Origin of the sequence: Streptosporangium sandarakinum (assembly GCF_050942225.1) — a bacterium.
GTDB lineage: Bacteria > Actinomycetota > Actinomycetes > Streptosporangiales > Streptosporangiaceae > Streptosporangium > Streptosporangium nondiastaticum.
Map to the genome: position 1 here is coordinate 2,378,609 of NZ_CP192034.1, position 22,798 is coordinate 2,401,406.

General features: G+C 73.6%; 18 protein-coding genes and 1 pseudogene. 9 read left to right on the forward strand and 10 right to left on the reverse strand.

Annotated features, from left to right (window positions below; translation table 11 throughout):
• The first annotated feature begins 67 nt into the window (after window positions 1–67).
• The 7 genes from ACQP10_RS11195 to ACQP10_RS11225 all read left to right on the forward strand — a co-directional run bounded on the left by ACQP10_RS11195 (window position 68) and on the right by ACQP10_RS11225 (window position 8,425).
• A complete protein-coding gene (locus ACQP10_RS11195) occupies window positions 68–1,270 on the forward strand; it encodes an MFS transporter (RefSeq protein ID WP_433541317.1) in 1,203 nt (400 codons plus the stop codon).
• Between the two features lie 292 nt (window positions 1,271–1,562).
• Entirely contained in the window at window positions 1,563–3,146 is a 1,584-nt protein-coding gene (locus ACQP10_RS11200; protein WP_346020473.1) for an MFS transporter, read from the forward strand.
• A gap of 7 nt (window positions 3,147–3,153) precedes the next feature.
• Window positions 3,154–3,774: a TetR/AcrR family transcriptional regulator gene (locus tag ACQP10_RS11205; RefSeq protein ID WP_433541318.1), complete on the forward strand. Its 621-nt coding sequence runs from the start codon at window positions 3,154–3,156 to the stop codon at window positions 3,772–3,774.
• 70 nt (window positions 3,775–3,844) lie between these two features.
• Complete coding sequence (locus ACQP10_RS11210; RefSeq protein ID WP_399499641.1) at window positions 3,845–5,950, forward strand: hypothetical protein; 2,106 nt, start codon at window positions 3,845–3,847, stop codon at window positions 5,948–5,950.
• Window positions 5,947–6,447, forward strand: coding sequence for a hypothetical protein (locus ACQP10_RS11215; protein WP_346020470.1), 501 nt, complete (start codon window positions 5,947–5,949; stop codon window positions 6,445–6,447). Before ACQP10_RS11210 ends, ACQP10_RS11215 begins: the two co-directional genes overlap by 4 nt.
• Entirely contained in the window at window positions 6,444–7,835 is a 1,392-nt protein-coding gene (locus ACQP10_RS11220) for a hypothetical protein (RefSeq protein ID WP_433541319.1), read from the forward strand. Before ACQP10_RS11215 ends, ACQP10_RS11220 begins: the two co-directional genes overlap by 4 nt.
• Window positions 7,835–8,425, forward strand: a complete 591-nt coding sequence (locus ACQP10_RS11225; RefSeq protein WP_346020942.1) for a TetR/AcrR family transcriptional regulator — start codon at window positions 7,835–7,837, stop codon at window positions 8,423–8,425. The genes ACQP10_RS11220 and ACQP10_RS11225 overlap by 1 nt, the downstream gene beginning before the upstream one ends.
• A gap of 44 nt (window positions 8,426–8,469) precedes the next feature.
• Here ACQP10_RS11225 and ACQP10_RS11230 read toward each other — a convergent pair whose 3' ends face one another.
• The 7 genes and pseudogenes from ACQP10_RS11230 to ACQP10_RS11260 form a co-directional block, all read right to left on the reverse strand.
• Window positions 8,470–8,826, reverse strand: a complete 357-nt coding sequence (locus tag ACQP10_RS11230) for an MmcQ/YjbR family DNA-binding protein (protein WP_346020468.1) — start codon at window positions 8,824–8,826, stop codon at window positions 8,470–8,472.
• Between the two features lie 93 nt (window positions 8,827–8,919).
• Window positions 8,920–10,704, reverse strand: coding sequence for an NAD+ synthase (locus ACQP10_RS11235; protein WP_386150979.1), 1,785 nt, complete (start codon window positions 10,702–10,704; stop codon window positions 8,920–8,922).
• Between the two features lie 147 nt (window positions 10,705–10,851).
• The gene (locus tag ACQP10_RS11240) at window positions 10,852–11,799 is read right to left on the reverse strand and encodes a TolB family protein (RefSeq protein ID WP_399499639.1); all 948 of its coding nucleotides are present in this window, start codon (window positions 11,797–11,799) and stop codon (window positions 10,852–10,854) included.
• A gap of 110 nt (window positions 11,800–11,909) precedes the next feature.
• A complete protein-coding gene (locus ACQP10_RS11245) occupies window positions 11,910–13,943 on the reverse strand; it encodes a sensor histidine kinase (RefSeq protein ID WP_433541320.1) in 2,034 nt (677 codons plus the stop codon).
• 2 nt (window positions 13,944–13,945) lie between these two features.
• The gene (locus tag ACQP10_RS11250; RefSeq protein WP_433541894.1) at window positions 13,946–14,593 is read right to left on the reverse strand and encodes a response regulator; all 648 of its coding nucleotides are present in this window, start codon (window positions 14,591–14,593) and stop codon (window positions 13,946–13,948) included.
• A gap of 198 nt (window positions 14,594–14,791) precedes the next feature.
• Window positions 14,792–15,864 (reverse strand): annotated as a pseudogene (locus tag ACQP10_RS11255) (AfsR/SARP family transcriptional regulator); the annotation flags it as partial.
• A gap of 120 nt (window positions 15,865–15,984) precedes the next feature.
• Window positions 15,985–17,349 carry an MDR family MFS transporter gene (locus ACQP10_RS11260; protein WP_433541321.1) on the reverse strand — a complete coding sequence of 455 codons (1,365 nt, stop codon included), beginning with the start codon at window positions 17,347–17,349 and terminating at the stop codon, window positions 15,985–15,987.
• 47 nt (window positions 17,350–17,396) lie between these two features.
• On the opposite strand from ACQP10_RS11260, the gene ACQP10_RS11265 reads away from it, so the two are divergent.
• Complete coding sequence (locus ACQP10_RS11265; protein WP_399499635.1) at window positions 17,397–18,374, forward strand: ArsR/SmtB family transcription factor; 978 nt, start codon at window positions 17,397–17,399, stop codon at window positions 18,372–18,374.
• 63 nt (window positions 18,375–18,437) lie between these two features.
• Here ACQP10_RS11265 and ACQP10_RS11270 read toward each other — a convergent pair whose 3' ends face one another.
• From ACQP10_RS11270 to ACQP10_RS11280, 3 genes are read right to left on the reverse strand one after another with little or no spacing between them, the layout of a single operon-like run.
• Window positions 18,438–19,532, reverse strand: coding sequence for a terpene synthase family protein (locus ACQP10_RS11270; protein ID WP_346020462.1), 1,095 nt, complete (start codon window positions 19,530–19,532; stop codon window positions 18,438–18,440).
• Window positions 19,532–20,071 (reverse strand): EF-hand domain-containing protein, encoded by a 540-nt coding sequence (locus ACQP10_RS11275; protein WP_346020461.1) that lies wholly within the window; start codon window positions 20,069–20,071, stop codon window positions 19,532–19,534. The genes ACQP10_RS11270 and ACQP10_RS11275 overlap by 1 nt, the downstream gene beginning before the upstream one ends.
• 35 nt (window positions 20,072–20,106) lie before the next feature.
• Complete coding sequence (locus ACQP10_RS11280) at window positions 20,107–21,096, reverse strand: terpene synthase family protein (protein ID WP_346020460.1); 990 nt, start codon at window positions 21,094–21,096, stop codon at window positions 20,107–20,109.
• A gap of 292 nt (window positions 21,097–21,388) precedes the next feature.
• Between ACQP10_RS11280 and ACQP10_RS11285 the strand changes: the two genes are divergently transcribed.
• Complete coding sequence (locus ACQP10_RS11285; RefSeq protein WP_179818595.1) at window positions 21,389–22,750, forward strand: glutamine synthetase family protein; 1,362 nt, start codon at window positions 21,389–21,391, stop codon at window positions 22,748–22,750.
• The last annotated feature ends 48 nt before the right edge of the window (window positions 22,751–22,798 follow it).

A 22,798-nucleotide genomic window follows, 5' to 3' on the forward strand; every position in this document is an offset into this window, starting at 1 on the left:
CCAGGTAATCCAGTGGCGATCTTGTCGGGGGCATAGGACAGAATGCACCCGGAGGTAAGCAATAAAAATGGCCATCGAACCTTACCGTCGTCTGCTCGCGCTTCCCGGTGTGCGAACGCTGCTGCTGGTGGGCATGATCGCCCGCATCCCGTCCACGGCGACGGGCATCACGCTGACATTGCACATCAACAACACCCTCGGCCTGGGATGGCTGGAGGCAGGTGGGGCCGGCGCGGCCACGACGGTGGGGATGGCCGTCGGGTCGCCGCTGGCCGGGCGGTTCGTCGACCGGTACGGCCTGCGCCCGGTGCTGTTCGTGACCACCTTCGCCCAGCTCGCCTTCTGGTCCACGGCGTGGGTGCTGCCGTACCCGGTGCTGGTCGTCGCCTCTGTGGTGGCCGGACTGCTGGCCCTGCCGGTGTTCAGCGTGATCCGGCAGTGCCTGACGGCCCTGGTCCCGCCCCACCAGCGCCGGATCGGTTTCTCCCTCGACTCGATCATGGTCGAGCTCTCCTACATGACCGGGCCCGCCCTCGGCGTCCTCGGCGTCACGCAGCTGGGCAGCGCGTGGACGATGAGCGCCGTCGCGATCGGCCTGACCGGCTCCGGCGCGGCCCTGATCCTGCTGAACCCGCCGATCCGTTCGGCCGAGGAGCTCTCGGCCCCGGCGGAGCGGGTGTCGCGCCGCCGATGGCTGACCTCCGGCGTCGTCGCGCTGCTCGGCACCGCCGCGGCGGCGACGTTCGTGCTGACCGCCTCCGAGCTGGCCCTGGTGGCGGCGGTGAAGGACGCCGGCGACACCGCGTGGAGCGGCGTGGCCATCGGGGTGTGGTGCCTGTACTCGCTGGTCGGCGGCTTCGTGTACGGCACGCTGCCCCGGGGCGCCTCGCCGCTGGTCCTGATCGGCGGGATGGGCCTGCTCACCGTGCCGGTGGGGCTGGTGAGCGGCGACTGGCGGTGGCTGCTGCTGGCGCTGCTGCCGGCCGGCCTGCTGTGCGCGCCGGGGCTGTCGTCCACGGTCGAGAGCCTCAGCCGCCGGGTCCCGGCCCCGGCGCGGGGAGAGGCGATGGGCCTGCACGGCACGGCGCTGCTGATCGGCGGCGCCGCCTCGTCCCCGATCGCCGGGGCGATCATCGACCACGGCGGGCCGGGCTGGGCCTTCGTCACCGCCGGGCTGGTGGCGACGGGGATGGTGCTCGTCGCGCTGCCCTTCTGGCGGCGGATGCCGGACGAGATCCCGGAGGAGCGGCCGGTGGCCGCCGCCGTGTGAGGCGCTCCGTCCCGGGGCGGCGAATCCGGGACGGCGAATCCGGGGCGGTGAATCCGGGACGGCGATTCGGGTGGGGGCCCGGGGCCGGCCGGGCCGGTGGGCCCGGCCCGGCCGGCGGGTCCTCCCGGCGGCCCGCCCCCGGCGGCCTGGCCTCGCCTCGGCAGCCCGGCCCCGCCCCGGGATGTTTCCGGCGGATTGACATCCGGTAAATACGAAACGAAACAGTTGCGTATCGGAACCATGAGCGATACGGTCCCGTTGCGAAACTTAATCGTATCGAAAACGGGGACCCATGGAACCGCAGCTCGGCCACCCGAGACGATGGCAGGTACTGGGAGTGCTGGTCTTCAGCCTCCTGGCCGTCGTCCTCGACAACACGATCCTCAACGTCGCCCTCAAGACGATCGCCGACCCCGAGGAGGGGCTCGGCGCGACCCAGAGCCAGATGGAATGGGCGATCAACTCCTACACGCTCGTCTTCGCGGGCCTATTGTTCACCTTCGGGGTGATCGGCGACCGCACCGGCCGCAGGCGCATGCTGCTGGTCGGCATGGCGCTCTTCGGCCTCGCCTCGCTGGCCAGCGCCTACTCCCAGGATCCGGGCCAGCTCATCGTGGCGCGGGCGTTCATGGGGGTCGGCGGCGCCGCGATCATGCCGGCGACCCTCGCCATCATCTCCAACGTCTTCCCGCCGCAGGAACGCGGCAAGGCGATCGGCGTGTGGGCCGGGGGCGTCGGCCTCGCCGTGGCGATCGGCCCGATCACCGGCGGCCTGCTGATCGAGCACTTCTGGTGGGGCTCGGTCTTCCTGATCAACCTGCCGATCGTCCTGGTCGCCATGGTGCTCATCACCCTGGTCGTGCCCGAGTCGCGCGACCCCAGGCCGTCCAGGCTCGACCCGGCCGGCGTGCTGCTGTCCATCATCGGCCTGGTCGCCCTCACCTACGGCATCATCCGGGGCGGTGAGCTGGCCACCGTCGCCAGCGCGGAGGTGCTCGTCCCGACGCTCCTCGGCGTGGCCGTACTGGGCCTGTTCGTCTGGTACGAGCGCCGCGTCGACCACCCGGCCTTCGACGTCACCTACTTCCGCGACGCCCGCTTCGCCACCGCGGTCGGCCTGATCGGCATCGTGTTCTTCGCGATGATGGGCGCGATGTTCTTCCTGGTCTTCTACCTCCAGGTCGTCCTCGGCCACACCCCGCTGCAGGCCGGCGCGCTGATGATCCCGTTCGCCGCGGCCCAGCTCATCTTCGCCCCGCTCAGCCAGCGGATGGTCCGCCGCTTCGGCGGCAAGCCGACCGCCACCCTGAGCATGCTCGTCGTGGCCGGCGCGCTGGCCTCCTACGCGCTGATGGACCGGAGCACGCCGCTCGTGGTCATCGAGATCGTCTTCTTCGTCCAGGGCGCGGCCATGGCCAACATCATGCCGCCGGCGACCACCGCGATCATGGAGGCCCTGCCCAGGGAGAAGGCCGGTGTCGGTTCCGCCATGAGCAACACCGTCCGGCAGGTCGCGGGCGCGCTCGGCGTGGCCCTGCTCGGCTCGGTGCTGTCGGCGACCTACCGCGACGAGATCGCCCCCGCGCTGGGCGGGCTGCCCGAGAGGCTCAGGCACGTCGCGGGCGAGTCGCTGACGGACACGATGGGCGTGGCCCAGCGCCTCGGCGCGCGCGGCGCGGCCCTGGTGGAGCCCGCCAAGGCGGCCTTCCTGGACGGCATGCACGTCACCGCGCTGGTCTCGGCGGCGATCGCGCTGATCGGAGCGCTGGTGGCGCTCAAGTGGCTGCCGTCCGGCGACGGCGGCGCGGCCGTCGCTCCCGCCTCCGGCTCCGCAATCGGGGAGAGGGACCGCGACAGGGAACCGGCAGTAGTGTAGACGTGCGATGAGCACGACTGACGAGACGCGAGCGGCCCGCCCGGCGGGTCGCCCCCGCAGCGCCCGGGCGGAACAGGCGATCATCGACGCCACCCTCGACCTGCTCGGCGAGGGCATGAACATCGCCGAGCTGTCGATCGAGGCGATCGCCGCCCGGGCCGGGGTGGGCAAGACCACCATCTACCGGCGCTGGGCCAACAAGGAGGACCTGTGCGTCGACGCCCTGGCCCGGCTCAAGTCGCCGCTGCCGGAGCTGCGGGGCGAGTCGGTCCGCGAGGATCTCGTCGCCTACCTCGAGGTCGTCGTGCGCGACTCGTGTGACGCGCGCCGACGATGCGTGATGAGCATCGTGATGAACGACGCCGAGCGGCACCCGCGTCTCGTCGGGCGGGTCCGCCAGGCCCTGATCGAGCCGCGCCGGGAGGTGCTGGCCGCCGTGCTGCGGAGGGGCGTCGCCACCGGCGAGCTCCGGGCCGACCTCGACCTGCCCGTCGTGATGGCGGCGCTGATCGGCACCGTCACGTGGTACATGCGCGACGCGGGATCCGACGGGGCCGTGGAGTCGCCGGTCGGCATCGCCGAGCGGATCGTCGACCAGCTCCTGGCCGGCCTGGCGCCCGCCGCCTGAGGACCGGCCCGGGCTCGATGCACGAAAACAGGCCTGGGCAAAAGATGAACATTGTTCTACTCTCGCGGCCATGCGCCCGTTACGCGGGGCCGCGACCGCCGTCGCGCTGACCCTCGCCCTGCTGCTGCCCGCCTCCGCGGCCCTCGCCCACGAGGAACGCCCCGTGAAGCTCCCCGACGGCACGGGCAGCGTCCCGGTGCACCGTACCGGGGAACCCGACCTGCTGGTCTGCAAGAGCGACCGCGCCGACTTCGGCAGGCGGATCGCGGACTTCCCGCCCGACCTCAGGCGGCGCAACCTGGAGCTGTTCGACCGCTGCCAGGAGCAGGGGTACCGCCACCTGCAGGAGGCGGTGGACAAGGTCGACCGGCCCGGGACGAACATCGCGATCCTGCCCGGCGTCTACCTGGAGGAGCCCAGCCTGCCGGAGCCCACCGGCGACTGCGCCCGCCTGCCCGCCCGCTGGTCGGCCTGGGGCTACCAGATCCTCTCCTACGAGCAGCAGCGGCAGTGCCCGCACAACCAGAACCTGGTCGCCATCCTCGGGATCAAGGACCTGCAGATCGAGGGCACCGGCGCGAAGCCGACGGACGTGATCATCGACGCGCAGTACCGGAAGCTCAACGCGATCCGCGCCGACACGGCCAACGGGATCTACTTCCGCAACTTCACCGCCCAGCGGACCACGTTCAACTCGATCTACATCCTGGCCGCCGACGGGTTCGTCATCGACACGATGCTCACCCGCTGGAACGACGAGTACGGCTTCCTGACCTTCGCCAGCGACCACGGCCTCTACACCGACTGCGAGTCGCACGGCAACGGCGACTCCGGGCTCTACCCGGGCAGCGCCTCGAACATCAACGACGGCCGGGGCCACGACGTGCCGCGCTACTCCATCGAGATCCGGCGCTGCAAGAGCCACGGCAACATGGTCGGCTACTCCGGCACGGCGGGCGACTCGGTGTACGTCCACGACAACGAGTTCTTCGACAACATGGGCGGCGCCTCGATGGACAGCGCGTTCGCCGGGCACCCGGGCCTGCCGCAGAACCACGCCCGCTTCGAGCGCAACCGGATCCACGACAACAACCGGGACTACTACCGGTACGTCGCCGACGGCACCTGCGCCAAGCCCACGGCCGAACGCGGCTACGAGCGGGGCGTCGTCTGCCCCCAGATCGGCATGCCCCGGGGCACCGGGATCATCACCGCGGGCGGCAACTGGAACGTCTTCCGCGACAACTGGATCTGGGGTCACGAGTCCGCCGCCTTCGACCTGCTCGCGGTGCCCGCCTTCATCCGCGGTGAAGGGGCCCTGGGCAAGCAGTTCGACACCTCCCACCACAACCTCTACGAGGGCAACCACCTCGGTGTGACGCCCGAAGGCGTGAGCCGCCCCAACGGCGCCGGCGTCTCGTGGGACGGGCAGGGGACCGGCAACTGCTGGCAGGACGACGCCGGCCCCTCCGCCCCGTGGGCGCTGCCCGCCTGCGGCTCGGCCGGACCGTCCCGGATCCTCGGCGAACCGGTCAAGCTCGCCAAGGGCTACCTGTGCAACGACTACAGCATCCGTGAGCGACGCCTCCCGGCCGGCTGCGAATGGTACGGCGCGGCGGGCGTGGCCAGGGTCGAGGTGCAACTCGCCCTCGCCGGGTCCCTCGCGCTCGGCCTGGTCGCGGTCCTGCTCCGGCGTCGCGCGCTCCGCTCCCGGGCCGGTCTGGCCGTCACGGTCGCCGGGCTCGCGGGCCTGACCCTGGACGTCCTCGGCGCGGCCTACGGCCACACCCCGCTGCCCGCCGCCGCCCTGGTGCTGATGGGGGCGTGGTGGATCGGCGCGGGCCTGCTGTGGCTGCGGCCCGGCGGCCGGTCACGCGCCGGGACCGGGGCCGGGGAGGCCGGAGCCGAGGCCGCCGACGGGACCGGCGCCGGAGTGGGAACCGGAGCCGAAGGGCCGCGGAGAGGCCGGGGGTTCGGCTGGTTCACGGTCGTGCTCGGCGTCCTCGCCCTGGCCGACGCGTTCGACAAGGCGGTCGTGATGATCCCGCTCCTGCCGGTCGGCCCCGGCTGGATCCGCGGCCTGCTCTGCGGGGTCTGGGTCCTCTGGGCGGTCGTCCTGCTCGCCCGCAGGCCGAGCCGTACGGCGGCGGCCCCCGTCGAGGAGGTGCCCGCGTGAGGCGTTCACCGTCCGCCGAGGGGGCGCGGACCCGTCCCGAGCCGGCCCCCGGCCTCTCGGTGGCGCGACCGGCACGCCACCGGGGAGGGCGGCCGGTGGCGCGGCGGGCCGTGACGGTCCTGGGGGCCTGCCTGCTGCTGGCCGCCTGCAACGTCTCCACCGGCCACCACAACCCCGGCACCGACCACAGCGTGGCCACCGCGCCCCCGCCCTACGACACGTACGGGGCCCCCAAGGGGCCGACGGTCGAGATCACGGTCACCGGCGGCCGGGTGACCCCGCCGCCCGGCCGCGTCGAGGTCCCCAGGGGACAGGCGGTCCGCCTGGTCGTCACCTCCGACGTCGCCGACGAGATCCACGTCCACGGCTTCGACCTCACCCGCCGCCTGGAGCCCGGCAGGCCCGTCACCCTCGACGTCGTCGCCGACCGTACCGGGCTGTTCGAGGTCGAGACCCACGAGTCCGGCCTCGTCCTGACCCAGCTCGTCATCCGATGACGCGCCTCCTCGCCCACGGACTGGGAAGCCGGCACGACCTGCCGATCCCGCTGTTCTACGCCTTCGCCGGGGCGTTCGCGGCGCTGTTCGTGTCGTTCCTCGGGCTCGCCCTGCTCTGGGCCGACTCGCGGTTCCGCGGCGGGGCGGCCGGTCGGCCGGTACGGCTCCCCGAGGGAACGCGGATCCGATGGACGCTGCGGGTCATCGGGCTGGCCGGGGCCGTCTTCACCGCGGCCTGGATGCTCCTCGGACCCGACGATCCAGGCCGGAACCCGGCGGCCCACCTGGTCTACGTGATCCTCTGGACGGGACTGATCCCGGCGTCGCTGCTGTTCGGGCCGGTATGGCGGCTCCTCAACCCGCTGCGCACGATCCACCTGCTGCTCGGCGGCCGGGACAAGGGGCCCGCGCCGTTCGGCTACCGGCCCGCCGCGCTCGGTCTGACCGCCTTCGCCTGGATGGAACTGGCCTCGCCCGCCCCCGCCTCGACGACCACGCTGGCCGTCTTCCTCACCCTGTACGGCGCCGCCCACCTGGCCGCGGCCTTCCGGTACGGGACGCGGTGGTTCGACCGGGCCGACGCCTTCGAGGTCTACTCCGCCCTGATCGGCCGCCTCTCGCCCCTCGGCCGCAGGGACGACGGCAGGCTGGTCCTGCGCAACCCCCTCGACGGGCTCGACGCCCTGCGTCCGGCCCCGGGGCTGGTCGCCGTCGTGTGCGTGCTGCTCGGTACGACCGGATACGACGGGTTCTCCGACTCCCCGTGGTGGGTGGAACTCCTGCAGACCGGGCCGCTGGGCCGTACGGTCACCGGGACGCTCGGCCTGCTCGCCGCGATCGGCCTCGTGGCGGCCCTCTACCGGGCCTGCACCGCCGCCGCGGGGCTCATCGGCCGGGTCAGGACCGGGGCCGCCGTGCCCGTGCCGTCCGGGAGAGCGGGAGGCACGGTGGGCGAGACGTCCGGCGTGACCGGTAAGGACGGAGCGGCCGGAGGAGACGGTACGGCGGGAGAAGACGGGGCGGCCGGGAGAGCCGGGGCGACCGGCGGGCGCGGCATGGCCCGGATGTTCGCCCACTCGCTGGTCCCCGTCGCGGTCGGCTACCTGATCGCCCACTACTTCTCGCTCCTCGTCATCGAGGGACAGCGGGCGGTCGTCCTCTCGCTCGGCCTGGACCGGACCGTGGACCCGGACGTGGTGGGCCCCGGCGCGATCGCCTCCGTCCAGGTGCTGGCCATCGTGGCCGGACACGTGCTCGGCGTGGTCGCCGCCCACGACCGCTCCGTACGGCTCTTCACGCCGGAGAAGGCGGTCGCCGGGCAGATCCCGCTGCTGGTCCTGATGGTCTGCTACACCATCGGAGGGCTCATCCTGCTGTTCGCGGCATGATGGACGCCGTGGGATCCTCCGTACGCAGAAGTCCGGTCCAGCAGCGCAGCGTGGAGCGGGTGAACCAGATGCTCGACGCGGCGGCGGCCCTGCTCGACGAGGGCGGCTACGACGCGTTGAGCACCCGGGCGGTGGCGGCCCGCGCCGAGGTGCCGATCGGTTCGATCTACCGTTTCTTCCGCGACAAGCGCGGCCTGGCCGACGCCCTGGCCAGACGCAACCTGGAGCGCTTCCTGGCCAGGATCGAGCGGCGGCTCACGGGGGCGGCGGACTGGCCGGACATGGTGGACCTGGTGGTGGACGAGTACGTCGAGATGAAGCGTACGGTCCCGGGCTTCGCGGTCATCGACTTCGGCGAGAACCGCGCGGTGTCCGAGTCCCTCGCCACCCACCTCGCCGACCGGCTCCTCCCGGGGACGGCGGACGGTCTCGGCGCGGACGATCTGAACCGTTCGCTCCGCGTCGCCGTCGAGGCCGCCGACGCGCTCCTCAAGTTCGCCTTCCGTGAGTCTCCCGGCGGTGACCCCTCCTACATCGCCGAGACCAAGCACCTCCTCCGCGCCTACCTGGAACGCGCCCTACCTCACTGAGCCACGGGTACCCTCCGCTGGAGCGGCTCCACCACGCGGTCCTCTCAGTCCAGGAGAGCGGACAGGCGTTCGGGGGCGACGGTTCGGTAGGCGTCGGTGACGATCTCGGCGATCTCGGCCCAGTCCTGCGGAACGTCCAGACGGACACCGAGCCAACCCCGGTGGCCGACGTACGGCGGGCGGAAGAAGCGCTCGGGGTCCTGCGCGATCAGGGCCTCCTGGACACCGGGCGGGGCGGCGCACCAGAAGGCGAGCCGATCGTCGTGGTGATGGTCGGCGTACATCACGAACGTCTTCTTGCCCCGGATGAACCAGGTCGGTTCGCCGTGGCTGAGCCGTTCGGTGGTCTCGGGCAGCGCGAGGCAGAGCCGGCGCAGGGACTCCAGCGGGTCGTCGGCCATGATCGGACGGTACTTCACCGGGAGAGGGGACGGTACCTTCCGAGCGTCTCAAGAGCAGCGGCGCGGCCTTGCCCGCCGCCGGGCGTCCGGATCTCAGGGAGCCTGTTCGCGCCAGCGGTTGGTGATGGGGAGGCGGCGGTCGCGGCCGAAGTTCTTCGGGGTGATCTTCGGGCCCGGCGGGTACTGACGGCGCTTGTACTCGGCGAGGTCCACCAGGCGGATGACCCTGGCCACCAGCTCCGGGTCGTGGCCGGCCGCGACGAGCCGGGCCGAGCCCATGTCCTTCTCGACGTAGTCGCCGAGCAGCGGGTCGAGCACGTCGTACGGCGGCAGGGAGTCGATGTCGCGCTGGCCGGGCCGCAGCTCCGCGCTCGGCTCCTTGGAGATGGAGTTCTCCGGGATCGGCGGCCGGTCGAAGCCGTACAGGAAGTCGCCGGAGGTGCCCGCCTGGGCGTTGCGCCAGCGGGACAGTTCCCAGACCTGGGTCTTGAGCACGTCCTTGATGGGCGCGAAACCGCCGGCGGAGTCGCCGTAGAGGGTGGAGTAGCCGACCGCCAGCTCGCTCTTGTTGCCGGTGGTGAGCACCAGGTGGCCGTGCTCGTTGGACAGGCCCATCAGGATCATGCCGCGCACCCGGGCCTGGAGGTTCTCCGCGGCCAGGCCGGACAGCTCGATCTCCTTCTCGAACGCCTCGACGATGTCGGCGATCGGCACCACCCGGGTGTTGATCCCCTGCCGGTCCACCAGCTCCTGGGCGTCGCTCAGGGAGTGCTCGGAGGAGTAGCGCGAGGGCAGCATGACCGTGTGCACCCGGCCGGGGCCGACGGCGTCCGAGGCGATCGTGGCGACCAGCGCCGAGTCGATCCCGCCGGACAGGCCCAGGATGACCGACCGGAACCCGTTCTTGAAGACGTAGTCGCGAAGCCCCAGCACCAGGGCCGAGTAGACCTCGGCGAGGTCGTCCAGGCGCGGCGCCACGGAGGGGGGCTGCGGGGTGTACGGCTCGACGGGGAAGGCGGCCAGCTCCACCCGCTCCACCGTGATCACGGTGCCGTCGTGGGCGTCCACCTCGAACGACCCGAGACCTCCGTACCGGGCCTCGGGCAGTTCCAGGTCGGTGACCAGGAGTTCCTCGGAGAACTGCGCGGCCCGCGCGACGAGCTCGCCGGAGGCCGAGACGATGATCGAGTCGCCGTCGAAGACCAGCTCGTCCTGCCCGCCGACCTGGTTGGCGTAGGCGAGGGCGCAGCCCGCCTCCCGCGCCCGCCGGGAGACCAGCTCCAGCCGGACGTCGTCCTTCTCCCTCTCGTACGGCGAGGCGTTCGGCACCACCAGCAGCCCGGCCCCCGCCTCGGCCACGACCGAGACCGGCCCGCCGTCCTGCCACAGGTCCTCGCAGATCGCGATCGCCACGTCCACCCCGTGCAGGCGGAAGATCGGCAGGCGGTCGCCGCGCACGAAGTAGCGGTACTCGTCGAAGACGCCGTAGTTCGGCAGGTGATGCTTGGCGGTCCTGGTGACGACCCGGCCGCGGTGCAGCAGCGCGGCGGCGTCCAGCGGGGCGCCCTTGGGCTGCCCGACCCGGGGCGCCAGGCCGGCCCGGTCGACGTAGCCCACCACCACCGGGATCTCGCCGAGGCCCTCGTCGGCCAGCCGCCGGGCGACGTCCTCGATCGCGGCGATCGACGCCTCCACGAACGAGCTGCGCAGCACGAGGTCCTCGGCCGGGTAACCGGTCAGGAACATCTCGGTGAAGACCACCAGGTGCGCGCCCCGGTCCGCGGCGCGCCCGGTCCACTCGACAAGCCTGTCCGCGTTGCCGGCGATGTCGCCGACGACGGGGTTGGTCTGGGCCAGGGCGATACGGAGTTGAGCCACGCCCCCACCCTATTCCCGGCCTCGTGGGAGGCGGCTGCGGGGCGATCGGGACGTCCCGGAGCCGGCGGGCGGCCGGTCCGGGGAGGGAGCGGCTCCCGCCGGAGCGGCCGGTGCGGGCCGCCCGGGGAAGGGGGCGGCCCGTATCCGTCAGCCGGTGACGCCGAGCAGGCCGAGCCTCCGCGCCGAGGCGGGCTCGGTGACGCGCCGGACCTCCTTCCCCGAGCGGTCGAGGACGACGAGCGTGTTGGCCGAGGCGCCCTTCACCCGGACGGCCAGGCGGCCGTCGCGCAGGTAGTGGGCGCTCAGTGCCCTGCCCTTCACCGGGAGGGCGATCTTCTTGCCGGTCATCGTGTCGTAGACCGACGGGTTGTACCAGGCGGGCCAGGAGCCGTCGCCGCCCGGGGCGTTCGCGGAGATCGTCTGCACCACGACCCGGCGCCCGTCGGGCGAGACGCTCCCCACGTGGTTGGCGAGCCCGATGCCGGGCGCCTTGCGGGAACGGTGGGTGCGGGTGTCGAGCAGGTGGACGCCGTCGGTGTCCCCGGCGTAGCCGGCGAGCGTCCGGCCGTCGGCCGACCACGCCAGGTGGCAGGGTCCGGGGGTGCGGCCGAGGACGGTCACCCGCCCGCCGGAGGCGCCGACCGCGGCCACCGTCGCGGCTTCCGAATCGCCCCTCCTGGGGAAGGCGATCCGCCTGCCGTCGGCGCTCCAGGCGGGGGTCACGCACGGCCCGCCGTAGGCCGCGCCGACGGCGACGACCTTGTCCCCGGCGGCCGACCTGACGTGCAGGCGGCCCTTGTCGTCGATCCAGGCGACGCGCCCGCCGTCCGGCGAAGCGGAGAACTGCCCGACGAAGGAACCCTTGTCCGACGGGATGGTCACCTGCCGCCCGCCGGGTCCGGTCGTCACCCGGACGCCGCCGTCCTTGTAGTCGAAGTAGACGCCGCGTACGGTGGCCGCCGCGCGGGCCGGGGCCGAGGCCGCCGCGGGGTTCGCGGCGGAGGCGGCCGTCCCGGCGGACGCCTGGGCGGGGGCGGAGAGAGCGGGGGCGGTCACGGCGAGTGCGGCGCCGGCGACCAGGGCCCGGTATTTCACAACGATCTCCTCGGAACGGTTCGTCTGCTCGTTGTTAGAGCGCCGAGTGGCGCAGAAGGTTCACATCCGCCCGGAACCGGAACGTCGTCTCCGCCCGCCCGGTGGAGGGCTCACAGCCGCCCGGCCGGGACCGGAGGTTCGCGGCCCGCCGGGAGCGGCAGGACGGCCTCCACGACGGTGCCGCCGCCCGGGGCCGCGCCGACCACGCACGTCCCGCCCAGCTCGGCGGCGCGCTCGCGCATCGACAGCAGGCCCACGCCGGAGCGGGCCGTCCCCGGCAGCCCCTTGCCGTCGTCCTGCACCCGTACCGTCAGCGACTCCCCGCGGGCCAGCGAGACCGTCGCGGTCCGGGCCCCGGCGTGCTTGCGGATGTTGGTCAGCGCCTCCTGGGCGATCCGGTAGGCGGCCACCTCCGCGGCGGCGGGCAGGTCGGACAGGTCGCCCGCCGTCTCCACGGCCACCACGGGGTCCCCCTCGGCGGCCAGCGCCCGTACGGCCCCGGCCAGGCCCAGCTCGTCCAGGGTCGGCGGGCGCAGGCCGTACACCAGCTCCCTGACCTCCCGGCTGACCGTGTCCATGGCACCGCGCAGCTCGGACAGCAGCAGGTCGGCCGAGTCGGGGGAGGTGCGCAGGGTGATCCTGGCCATGTTGATCGACATGGCCATGTCGGTCAACGCGTGCCCGAGCCCGTCGTGCAGGTCGCGGCGCAGGCGGCGGCGCTCCTCCTCGCGGGCGCTCAGGATGCGCTCGCGGGAGCGCCGCAGGTCGGCGGTCATCCGTACGGCGTGCACGACGTCCGCCACGTACGGCGTGGCCGCCGCGATGAGCCGGTCGTTGTGCGCGGCGGCGAACCGGCGGGGGCCGGGGGAGCCCAGCAGCAACCGCCCGACCGGCTCCCCGTGCCAGACCAGCGGCACCGCCCGCGGGGTGGGGCCGAGCAGCCCGATCTCCGCCGGCCTGCCCTCCACGCCGTCCGCCTCGACCGCGACCCCGGTGACGCTCAGCACGTCACGGATCACCGCGGCCATGGCGGCGAGCGCGTTCGCCGGCTCGGTCTGGGCGGACTCCGCGGCCAGCCGCGCGGTCAGCGCCCGCGGGTCGCCGCGCGTGCCGTACAGGAGCCGGTCGGCCCACAGCCGCAGCACGCGGCGGAGCGGGTGGAAGACCGCGCCGGCGAACAGCGCCGCGATCGCCCCGCCGACCGGGGCGTAGTCGGACAGGAACAGCCCGGCCACGGCGCCCGCGCCGAAGTAGACCACGCTGACCGCGGCGATCAGCCCGGCGGCCACGAAGGCGCGGCCGGCCACGGTTTCGATGCCGTAGAGCCGGTAGCGCAGCACGGCGAAGGCGATGGAGACCGGGATCAGCCCGGTGAGGACGGTCGCCGGCAGCCACCAGGCGGGACCGCCGAGCAGGACGACCACGTACAGGCCGAACGTGCTCAGCGGCCAGGCGATCTGGCGGCGCAGCACCGGGTCGGCGCCCCGGAAGCGGACGGCCAGGGAGATCAGGGCCAGGACGGCCATGGCGTTGATCGCCCACGTCGAGGCCAGGAGCATCCACTTCATGTGGGGGGCCAGCGCCTCGACGGCGAACGGGTTCGGGACGACCCTCGGCAGCGGGTAGTTCCGGAGCGACGGGGTCGGTCGGGTGATCGCGCGGAACCCCTCCGCCGCCATGACCGTGAACGCCAGCGCCGCCACCGGGCGCCAGCGCCGCGAGGGCAGCCGCCCGTCAGGGGAGTACAGCGGCAGTACGGTGGCCAGCAGGATTCCGCCGAAGATCCAGCCCAGGCCGGAGATGTGGCGGTAGTACCCGGCGGCCGCCATCGCGCCGTCGGCGCCCGAGCGCAGCATCATGGCGCCGGCGAAGGTGCTGACCGCGCAGCCGAACCCGCCCAGGCACATCAGCCACGCGGTGGGCGGGCGCGAGCGGTGGGCCAGCAGGAACGCCCCCACCAGCGGGAAGGTCACGCCGACCGACATCTCCGGGGTGGCGGGCAGGTCCCCGGCCCAGCCCGGCGGGAGCTGCCGGTAGGTGACGTAGCCGACGACGGTGAGCGTGACGGACACGACGGCCGACACGACGGCGACGACCCGCCGGGGCGAGGTGAGCAGCGCGCGCCGGGCGGACCACCCCGCCACCGCTACCTGCCCGGTCCGCCGGGGTTGACCAGCCCCGACTCGTAGGCCGCGACGACGAGCTGGGCGCGGTCGTGCAGCCCGAGGTGATCCAGGAGCCTGGTCACCGACTGCGCCACCGAGTGCTCGGGCACCGACAGGGTCGCGGCGATCTGGCGATTGGTGAGCCCCCGGGCGACCAGCTTCATCAGGTCCAGATCGGTGTCGCCGAGGCCGGCGAGGGCGGGCGGGACCGAGGGGTCGGCCCGTCCGGCGAAGGCCGCGATCAGCCGGGTGGTGACGGCGGGGTCGATCAGCGCGTCCCCCGCCTGCGCGGCCCGCATCGCGCTGATGAGCTGCTCGGGGGCGGAGGTCTTGAGCACGAAGCCGCTCACCCCGGCGCGCAGCGCCGCGTACAGGTTGTCGTCCGTGCCGAACGTGGTCATCATGATCACCTTCGGCGGCGCGTCGTCGGCCAGGATGCGCCGCGCGGCGGTCAGGCCGTCCAGCCGGGGCATCTGGATGTCCATCAGCACCACGTCGGGGGAGGTCTCGCGGACGGCCGCGATCGCCTGCTCGCCGTCCTCGGCCTCGGCGACCAGCTGGAAGCCGGGCTCGCTGTCCAGTACGACCCGCAGGCCGGTGCGGACCAGCGCCTGGTCGTCGGCCACCACCACGCGCAGCGTCCGCGGCCCGCTCGCCTCCACGGAGGCCGTAGAGGCCGTAGAGGCCGGGGAGGCCGCGGCGTCCCGGGCCTCCCCGGCGGCGGGCGACGCGGGCGGCAGGTCCAGATGGGCGGCCTGCGCCAGCATGTCGGACTCCAGGCGCTGCAGGGCCGGGCCGAGGTCCAGGCCCAGCTCCTCGCGCAGCAGCGTACGGGCGCGCCGCAGGGCGCCCAGCGCGTCCCCTGCCGGCCGCTGCGGTAGAGCGCCAGCGCGAGCAGCCGCCAGGCCTCCTCCCGCAGTGGGTGGGCGGAGGCGTGGGCCTCCAGGTCGGCCACCAGCGCGCCGGACTGCCCGAGCCGCAGGCCCGCGTCGGCGCGGCGCTCCACCGCCACCAGCCGCAGCTCCTCCAGCCTGCCCGCCTCGGTCGCCGCCCACTGCAGGTCGGAGAACTCGGCCAGGGCCGGTCCCCGCCACAGCGCGAGGGCCCGGCCCAGGCGCTCCCACACCTCGGCCGGCTCGCCCGTCGCCTTCACCGCGCGCTCGAACGTCCAGGCGTCCACCTGGTCGGGGGCCGCGCGCAGCGCGTAACCGGGCGGGGCGGAGACCAGGACCTCCGCCTCCTCCCGGGGGGCGCGGCCGGGCTCCAGGGCGCGCCGCAGGCGCGAGACGTATCCCTGGACGGTGGACAGGGCCTGGGCGGGGGGCTCACCGGGCCAGAGCTCGTCGATGAGCATGCTCACCGGTACGGCACGGCCGCCCGCGACGAGCAGCCGGGCCAGCACGGCCATCTGGCGCTGCCCGCCGAGATCGACGGGGTCCCCGCCATGGCATGCCTGGAACGGTCCCAGGGCCCGAAATGTCAGCATCGCAGGCGTAAGCGTAGAGCCACCGCGTCCAATGTCATACCAGCCCCACCTGCCATCGTTCGCCGACTGAAGAGAATCATCGGGAGTCGAAACCCCACATTCAAGGTGGGCGGCGGCACCACTTCGGTCACAGATCTCCACCCCGAAAGGGGAAAATCCCTTTAGGGGTGAAATAACCGAATATGTAGTGCTATGCCGGGAGTTGGCGGGTGCGCCGGACGGCGCGGCGGCCGCTGCCGCAGCCGATACCGCAGCCGGTGCCGAAGCCCCGGCCGGTACCGTTGTCGCAGCCGGTGCCGAAGCTGCGGCCGGTACCGCTGCCGCGGCCGGTGTCGCGGCGTTCCACGCCCAGGCCGGCGTCGCTTCCGGGGGAACCCGGCTCGGTTCGCGCATCGCCCCAGCCCTCCATTCCATGACCGGGGGACCGTACCGCGCGGGAACAGCAATCGGATCAACAACGGTTCAACGCGCCCGGCACACCGGGACCGTACGGCGGCCCGCGGCGTACCCGGCGCCGCGGGCCGGCCGCCGTGGTCACGCCTCCGGGGAGGCCGCGCGGCGGCGCAGGGCCGGGCGGATCGCGAGCAGGCCCGCCGCCGCGACCAGGATGACGCCGCCGACGGTCAGCCACAGCGTGACGGGGCCGGCCGCGAGCAGCCGGGTCCCGACCAGCGGGGCGAGCATCGCCCCGCCCGACATGGCCAGGCCGTACATGCCGGCGTAGCGTCCGCGCAGGTGGGACGGGGCGAGGATCGCCACGATCGCGCCCGGCAGCCCCGCGGTGAGGATCTCGCCCAGCGTCCAGACGACCACGCCCACCGCGTACCCGGCGATGCTGGAGACGAAGGCGGTCAGCGCGAAGCCCGCGCTGATGACGATCAGGCCGGCGGCGAACACGGTGCCGGGGTCGCGCCTGCCGACCCAGTCGCCGGTCAGCGGCTGCAGGACCACGATCAGCACGCCGTTCACCGCGATCACCAGGCCGTAGTCGACCGTGGAGAAGCCCGAACCGCTCATCGCCACCGGCAGGGTGGTGAACACCTGGGAGTAGGCCATGTTGTACAGCAACGAGATCAGGCAGTAGACGATCATCAGCCGGTCGCCGAGCAGCGCGGCGAGCCCGCCGCGCGGCGCTCCGGTGCGACCCCCGGGCGATGCCCCGCCGTCCTGGAGTCTGTCGCCCTCATCCCGGAGTTCGCCGCCGTCCTGGGATCCGCCGTCCTGGGATTCGCCGTCCCCGCCCCGGGGCCCGGTGCGGCCCGCGCGCCGGGGCAGCGTCTCGGGCACCGCCCGCCACACCAGCAGGCCGAAGGCCAGCGAGGTGAGGGCGTTGACGGCGAACATCCAGCCGTACCCGGCGCGGGCGAGCCAGCCACCGGCGACCATCGCCACCGAGAAGCCCAGGTTCAGCGCCCAGAAGAGCAGGCCGTAGGCGCGCGGCCGGTCCGCGGGGGAGACGAGGTCGGCCACCAGCGCGTTGGAGGCGGGCCGGTAGGCGTCGATCGCCAGGCCGAGCACGAACATCGACGCCACGATCGCCGGGAACGAGCTGCTCGCGCCCAGCGCCGCCATGCCGGCGGCGGTCGCCGTCATGCCGCCGGCCAGCGTGATCCGCCTGCCGTACCGGTCGGCCAGCCAGCCCGCCGGGACCTGGGAGATCAGCGAGCCCGCCCCGAACACCGTCATCACCGTGCCGGCCGCGGCCAGGGACATGCCGCGGGACTCGATCAGGTAGACGCCGATGAACGGCTGGACCATCATGCCCACCCGGTTCACCAGCGTGCCGGCCCACAGCGCCCAGAACGGCCGGGGCAGGCCGCCCAGCTTCGACCGCAGGAAACCGGGGGAACCGGGGGAGCCGGACGGTGAACCGGGCCCGGCGAGGGTCGTGCTCGTCATGACGGCAGGATTGGACAGGCGGGCGGCCGGGCGCGAATCTTTTAGCCGTGCCTAAAAAGTCCTGCCACATCGAGTGGATCTTCGCCCCCGAGGACGTCGCGCGGATCCGCTTCGCGTTCTCCCCGCTCTGTGAGCTGGTGGCCAGCCTGCGGGTGATCCGCCACCCGGCCCGGCACTCCCTGCACCTGCCGTGGGTGCGCGCGGTGCGCGACCGGGTGGCCGCGCTCGACATGGCGGAGCTGTTCGCGCTGGTCCCGGTCCGCGGTTACCTCGTCGACTTCATCACCCCCACCCCCGAGACCCCGCTGCCCGACTTCGCCGCCGAGCTGGACCGGGTGCGGCGCACACCCCCGGAACGGGCGGCCGAGGAGGCGGGCTGGGTGGAAGGGGCCGACCCCCGGATCATCGCGCGGTTCACCGCCGACCCCGAGGCCGGGGTGGCGCGCGTCGCCGACGCCCTGGAGCGGTACTGGGAGGCGGCGTTCGCCGAGTTCTGGCCGCGCGTCCACGGCCTGCTGGAGGCCGACGTGCTGCGCCGCTCCCGCAGGCTCGCCGCGGGCGGGGCCCGGGAGCTCTTCGCCGACCTGCACCCGAACGTGAGCTGGCGCGGCGACCGGCTCGCCGTCGTCCGGAACTGGGAGTACTCGGCGCCGATCGGCGGCGACGGCCTGGTGCTCGTGCCGACCGCCTTCCACTGGCCGGACACCGTCGCGATGGTCGAGCCGTACCAGCCGATGCTCGTCTACCCGGCGACGGGCGTCGGCACGCTGTGGACCGACGGCCCGCCGCCCGCCCCCGACGCCCTCGCCGCGCTGCTCGGCCGTACCCGGGCCCGGATCCTCACCGCCCTGGGCGAGCCCGCGACCACCTCGGCGCTCGCCCGGCGGATGGACCTCACCCCCGGGGCGGTCAGCCAGCACCTCACCGTCCTGGCCGGCGGGGGGCTGGTGACCCGCCGCCGTCTCGGCCGCGAGGTCGTCTACCGCCGCAGCCCGGTGGGCGACTCCCTCGCCTGCGCCCCCTGAGCCGCCGGGCCGGGTCGTGCCGATCCGGGGCGGACGGGACGCGCCGGTCCCGGGCCGCCGGACCTACCCGCTCCGGGCCACCGGCCCGTAACCGTCCCGGGCCGCCGGGCCGGCCGTGCCGTACCGGCTGGACTCCAGGAGCCACTCCAGTTGCGCCCGCGGCGCGGCCAGGAAGGCGCACGCGACCTTGCTGACGTCCCTGGCCTGGGCCGCCGACAGCGCGAACCGGTCGAACAGGCGGGGCAGCCGCCGGGCCGCGGCGCGCTGGTCCTCGGCGCGCTCGGCGATCCGGTCGCTCACCCAGGCGACGGCCTCCGTCTCCGAGAGCCCGAACGCCCGCGCGGCGACCGTCACGTAGTTGTGCACGTCGCCGTTCGCCCGCTCCTTCGGATACGACGCCACGTCGTTGCACCAGGCCGTCACGTCGTTGCAGGCGTCCAACAGCGTCCGCCAGGTCACGCTCTCCCGCAGCCCCGGCGGCACCTCCACCCCCAGGCAGGGCTCCACCAGGTCGAACAGGTACGGCCCGGCGGTGCCCCGGCGCAGCGCCGGGTACTCCGCGGGCGAAGGCACCCGCCCGGCGCACCGGTTCTCCGCCTCCGCGCGGCAGGCCGCCCCCTGGGCCACCAGCCCCCGGGCGAACCGCTGCCGCCACCGGGCGCTCATCCGCCCGGCCGTGGCCCGCCACAGGCCGGCGAACGACGCCTCCACGGGCGGGCGCTCCCCGTCGGACCCACCGGCCGGGCCCGGCACGAGCGGCGACGCCCGGGTCATGAGGCCGAGGCGGGCGAAGGCGGCGTCCACGGTCTCGGTCACCCGCCCGGCCGGCTTCTCGTCCCACTCGTCGTCGAAGCAGAACAGCCAGGTCAGCCACTTGGCGAACAGCAGCGTCGCGTCCTCGCCGGCGTCGGCGAGCGCCCGGCCCGCCATCCGCTCGAACCGCGCCCCCGGGGGCGGCTCCAGCCCCGTCTCGCGGGCCCACCCGGCGAGCGACGCCCCGATCCGGTCGATCGCGGGGTGCATGCGGCAGGGCGCGCCCATCGCCGGGACGCGCTCGACGAGGGGCAGGAGCAGGGACGCGGCCGTGACGGGGGCGTGGGCCCGGGACGGCCACCGCTCCACCTCGCGGGGCGCCGCCCCGCATGTCCTGGCGAGCACTACAGCGGCCCGAAGAGCCAGTTGCCGGCCGCGTTCGGGTCGGCGCTGGTGTAGTACTGCCGGACCGCCTCGACCAGCTCGCCGACCGAGATGACCCCGTCCCGGTCGCGGTCGAGCCGGTCGAACGCCACGTCCACGTCGTCGTGGGCGGTGCCGAAGGCGGTCAGCGCGATCCGCAGGCCGGCCGGCCGGACCGACCCGTCCCCGTCGGCGTCGCAGAGCCGCGCGACCGCCTCGGCGGCGGGCCGGAACACCGGGTCGAACCGGTCGCCCTCCACGAACGCCGAGATCATGCCCGCCCGGAAGCCCTCCGGGGAGATCACGCCGTCGCCGCCGGTCGCGGCCGACAGCGTCGCCCAGACCGCCTCCAGCCCCCCGACGAGCCGGTTGCCCGCCGGAGAGGTCGGTGACTCTCCGAAACCGACCAGGATCCTGGCGCCCAGCCCGAGCATGTCGTCCCGTACGGCCCGGCCGTCGCCGTCGACGTCCAGGTGCCCGAAGGCACGGTCTAATTTGTGCTTGAGAAGTTCGGTGCTCACGGTAGACCCCCGTGTTACGTGAATGGCGCGAACGATTACGCTAGGTGACGATAGCGAGGTGATTCCAAGAGCCATTCCAGGTAGGCCCTGGGAATGGTCAAGAAAGCGCACGTGACCTGGATCACCTCCCGGGCGGCGGCGGTGTCGAGGCCGCGTCGCTCCACCACCTGCGGGATCGCGCGGGCGGCCGTCCACAGGTCGTCCATCCGCTCGACCAGCCGGTCGGTCACCCACACCACGGGGTCCCCGCCGCCCGCGCCGTTCCCGCCGTCGGGCCCGGCCGTGCCGTTCCGGCCGCCCGTGGAGCCGGTGAGCCCCGCCGTGGTGCCGGTGAGCCCTGCTGTGGTGCCGGTGAGCCCGGCCGCCGCCGTCAGGTAGCCGCCCCCGGCCATCAGGTCCGTACACCACGTGACCACGTCGCAGCTCGCCTCGACGACCGCCGCCCAGTGCGGGCTCCGCCGTACGGCCGCGGGCGCCTCCACCCCGGCGCACGGCTCCACCAGGTCGAACAGGTAGCGGCCGAAGCGGTCCCTGCCGAACGGCGGGTAGTCCCCGGCCGCCGGGGCGGCGCGGAGCAGCGCCGCGCGCTGGGCGGCCAGCCCGGCCAGGAACCCCTCGCGCCAGCCGTCGCTCATCCGCGGCGCGCAGGCCCGCCACAGGTCGGCGAACGCCCGCTCCACCGCCGCCGGGCCCGGCTCGTCCCCGCGCGCCACCCGCGGCACCCCGGCCAGCGCCGCGGGGTCCTCGCGCGCCGCGGACATCCAGACCAGCCAGCGGGCGAACATCGTGGCCGCGTCCGTGCCGTACCGGGCGAACGCCCTCCCGGCCAGCAGGTGCGCGCCCCCGCCGGGATCGGCCCGCAGGCCGTGCCGCCGCGACCAGGCGATGGCCGCCGCCTCGATCCGGTGCACCGACGGGTGCACCGGGCACGGTACGGCCAGCGCCGCGAGCCGCTCGGTGAGCGAGATGGGCGGCGCGGCGGGCGCGGTGCCGCCCGCAGGTCCGTGCCGCAGTCCGGTGCGCATCGTCTTCCTCCCCGGGAGAACAATCGGTCCGTTCCGGCCGGGAACGAGTGACCACCTTGATCTGGTCGGCGGGGTTTTAGCCGCTTTGACCTGGGCAAACTCGGTTCCGGCTGCTGGGAGTCTCGCACCACCGGTCACGCCGGACGGCCGGGACGCGCCAGTCGCCGGGCCCGCGGGCGGTGCGGCCGATGCGCCTTCCCGCCGCTCTTCTCGTAACGTGTGCGAAACACCAAGCGGGCAGACTGATACGCGGCCAGGAGTGTCGCACCCGGTCGGTAATGGAGGAGGAGCCGTGGACCGCCAGCAGGAGTTCGTTCTCCGCACCCTTGAGGAACGCGACATCCGGTTCATCCGGCTGTGGTTCACCGACGTGCTGGGCTTCCTCAAGTCGGTGGCCATCGCACCCGCCGAGCTGGAGGGGGCATTCGCCGAGGGCATCGGCTTCGACGGCTCCTCGATCCAGGGCTTCGCCCGGGTCTACGAGTCGGACATGCTCGCCAAGCCCGACCCCTCGACGTTCCAGATCCTGCCCTGGCGCAGCGAGATGCCGGGCGCGGCCAGGATGTTCTGCGACATCCTCATGCCGGACGGGTCACCCTCCCACGCCGACCCGCGCTGGGTGCTCAAGCGCACCCTGGCCAAGGCCTCCGACATGGGGTTCAGCTTCTACACCCACCCCGAGATCGAGTTCTTCCTGCTGAAGGAACGGCCGCAGAAGGGCGCCCGTCCCGAGCCGATCGACGACGGCGGCTACTTCGACCACACCCCGCACAGCTCCGGCCACGACTTCCGGCGCAACGCGATCATGATGCTGGAGTCGATGGGCATCTCCGTCGAGTACAGCCACCACGAGGGCGGCCCCGGCCAGCAGGAGATCGACCTGCGCTACGCCGACGCGCTGACCACCGCCGACAACATCATGACGTTCCGCCTGGTCATGAAGGAGGTCGCGCTGGAGCAGGGCATCTGGGCGAGCTTCATGCCCAAGCCCTTCACCGAGCAGCCCGGCTCGGGCATGCACACCCACATGTCGCTGTTCGAGGGCGACCGCAACGCCTTCTACGAGCCCGGCGCGGAGTACCAGCTCTCCAAGGTCGGCCGTTCCTTCATCGGCGGCCTGCTCGCGCACGCCGCGGAGATCACCGCCGTGTGCAACCAGTGGGTCAACTCCTACAAGCGGCTGTGGGGCGGCGCCGAGGCGATCGCCGGGGCCGGCGGCGAGGCGCCGAGCTACATCTCCTGGGGCCACAACAACCGCTCGGCCCTGGTGCGGGTGCCGATGTACAAGCCGCACAAGGGCGGCTCGACCCGCATCGAGTTCCGCTCCCTGGACTCGGCCTGCAACCCCTACCTCGCCTTCGCGGTGATCCTGGCCGCCGGGCTGAAGGGCATCGAGGACGGCTACGAGATGCCCCCCGGCGCCGAGGACGACGTCTGGGCGCTGACCTCGGCCGAGCGCCGGGCGCTGGGCATCCGCCCGCTGCCGCAGTCGCTGGACGAGGCCATCTCGGTCATGGAGCACAGCGAGCTGGTCGCCGAGACCCTCGGCGAGCACGTCTTCGACTACTTCCTGCGCAACAAGCGCGCCGAGTGGCGCGACTACCGCCGCCAGGTCACCGAGTTCGAGCTGGGCCGCTACCTGCCGGTGCTCTGACCGGCGGGGCTCCCCGGCCCGGCGTACCACCGGCGGGGTCCCACGGCC

What these genes read in the sequence shown, in the direction of transcription:
- ACQP10_RS11225 (WP_346020942.1), top strand. Translation starts at nt 7,835, where the DNA reads ATGGACGCCGTGGGATCCTCCGTACGCAGAAGTCCGGTCCAGCAGCGC.
- ACQP10_RS11230 (WP_346020468.1), bottom strand. Translation starts at nt 8,826, where the DNA reads ATGGCCGACGACCCGCTGGAGTCCCTGCGCCGGCTCTGCCTCGCGCTG.
- ACQP10_RS11195 (WP_433541317.1), top strand. Translation starts at nt 68, where the DNA reads ATGGCCATCGAACCTTACCGTCGTCTGCTCGCGCTTCCCGGTGTGCGA.
- ACQP10_RS11200 (WP_346020473.1), top strand. Translation starts at nt 1,563, where the DNA reads ATGGAACCGCAGCTCGGCCACCCGAGACGATGGCAGGTACTGGGAGTG.
- ACQP10_RS11205 (WP_433541318.1), top strand. Translation starts at nt 3,154, where the DNA reads ATGAGCACGACTGACGAGACGCGAGCGGCCCGCCCGGCGGGTCGCCCC.
- ACQP10_RS11280 (WP_346020460.1), bottom strand. Translation starts at nt 21,096, where the DNA reads ATGCGCACCGGACTGCGGCACGGACCTGCGGGCGGCACCGCGCCCGCC.
- ACQP10_RS11210 (WP_399499641.1), top strand. Translation starts at nt 3,845, where the DNA reads ATGCGCCCGTTACGCGGGGCCGCGACCGCCGTCGCGCTGACCCTCGCC.
- ACQP10_RS11220 (WP_433541319.1), top strand. Translation starts at nt 6,444, where the DNA reads ATGACGCGCCTCCTCGCCCACGGACTGGGAAGCCGGCACGACCTGCCG.
- ACQP10_RS11260 (WP_433541321.1), bottom strand. Translation starts at nt 17,349, where the DNA reads ATGACGAGCACGACCCTCGCCGGGCCCGGTTCACCGTCCGGCTCCCCC.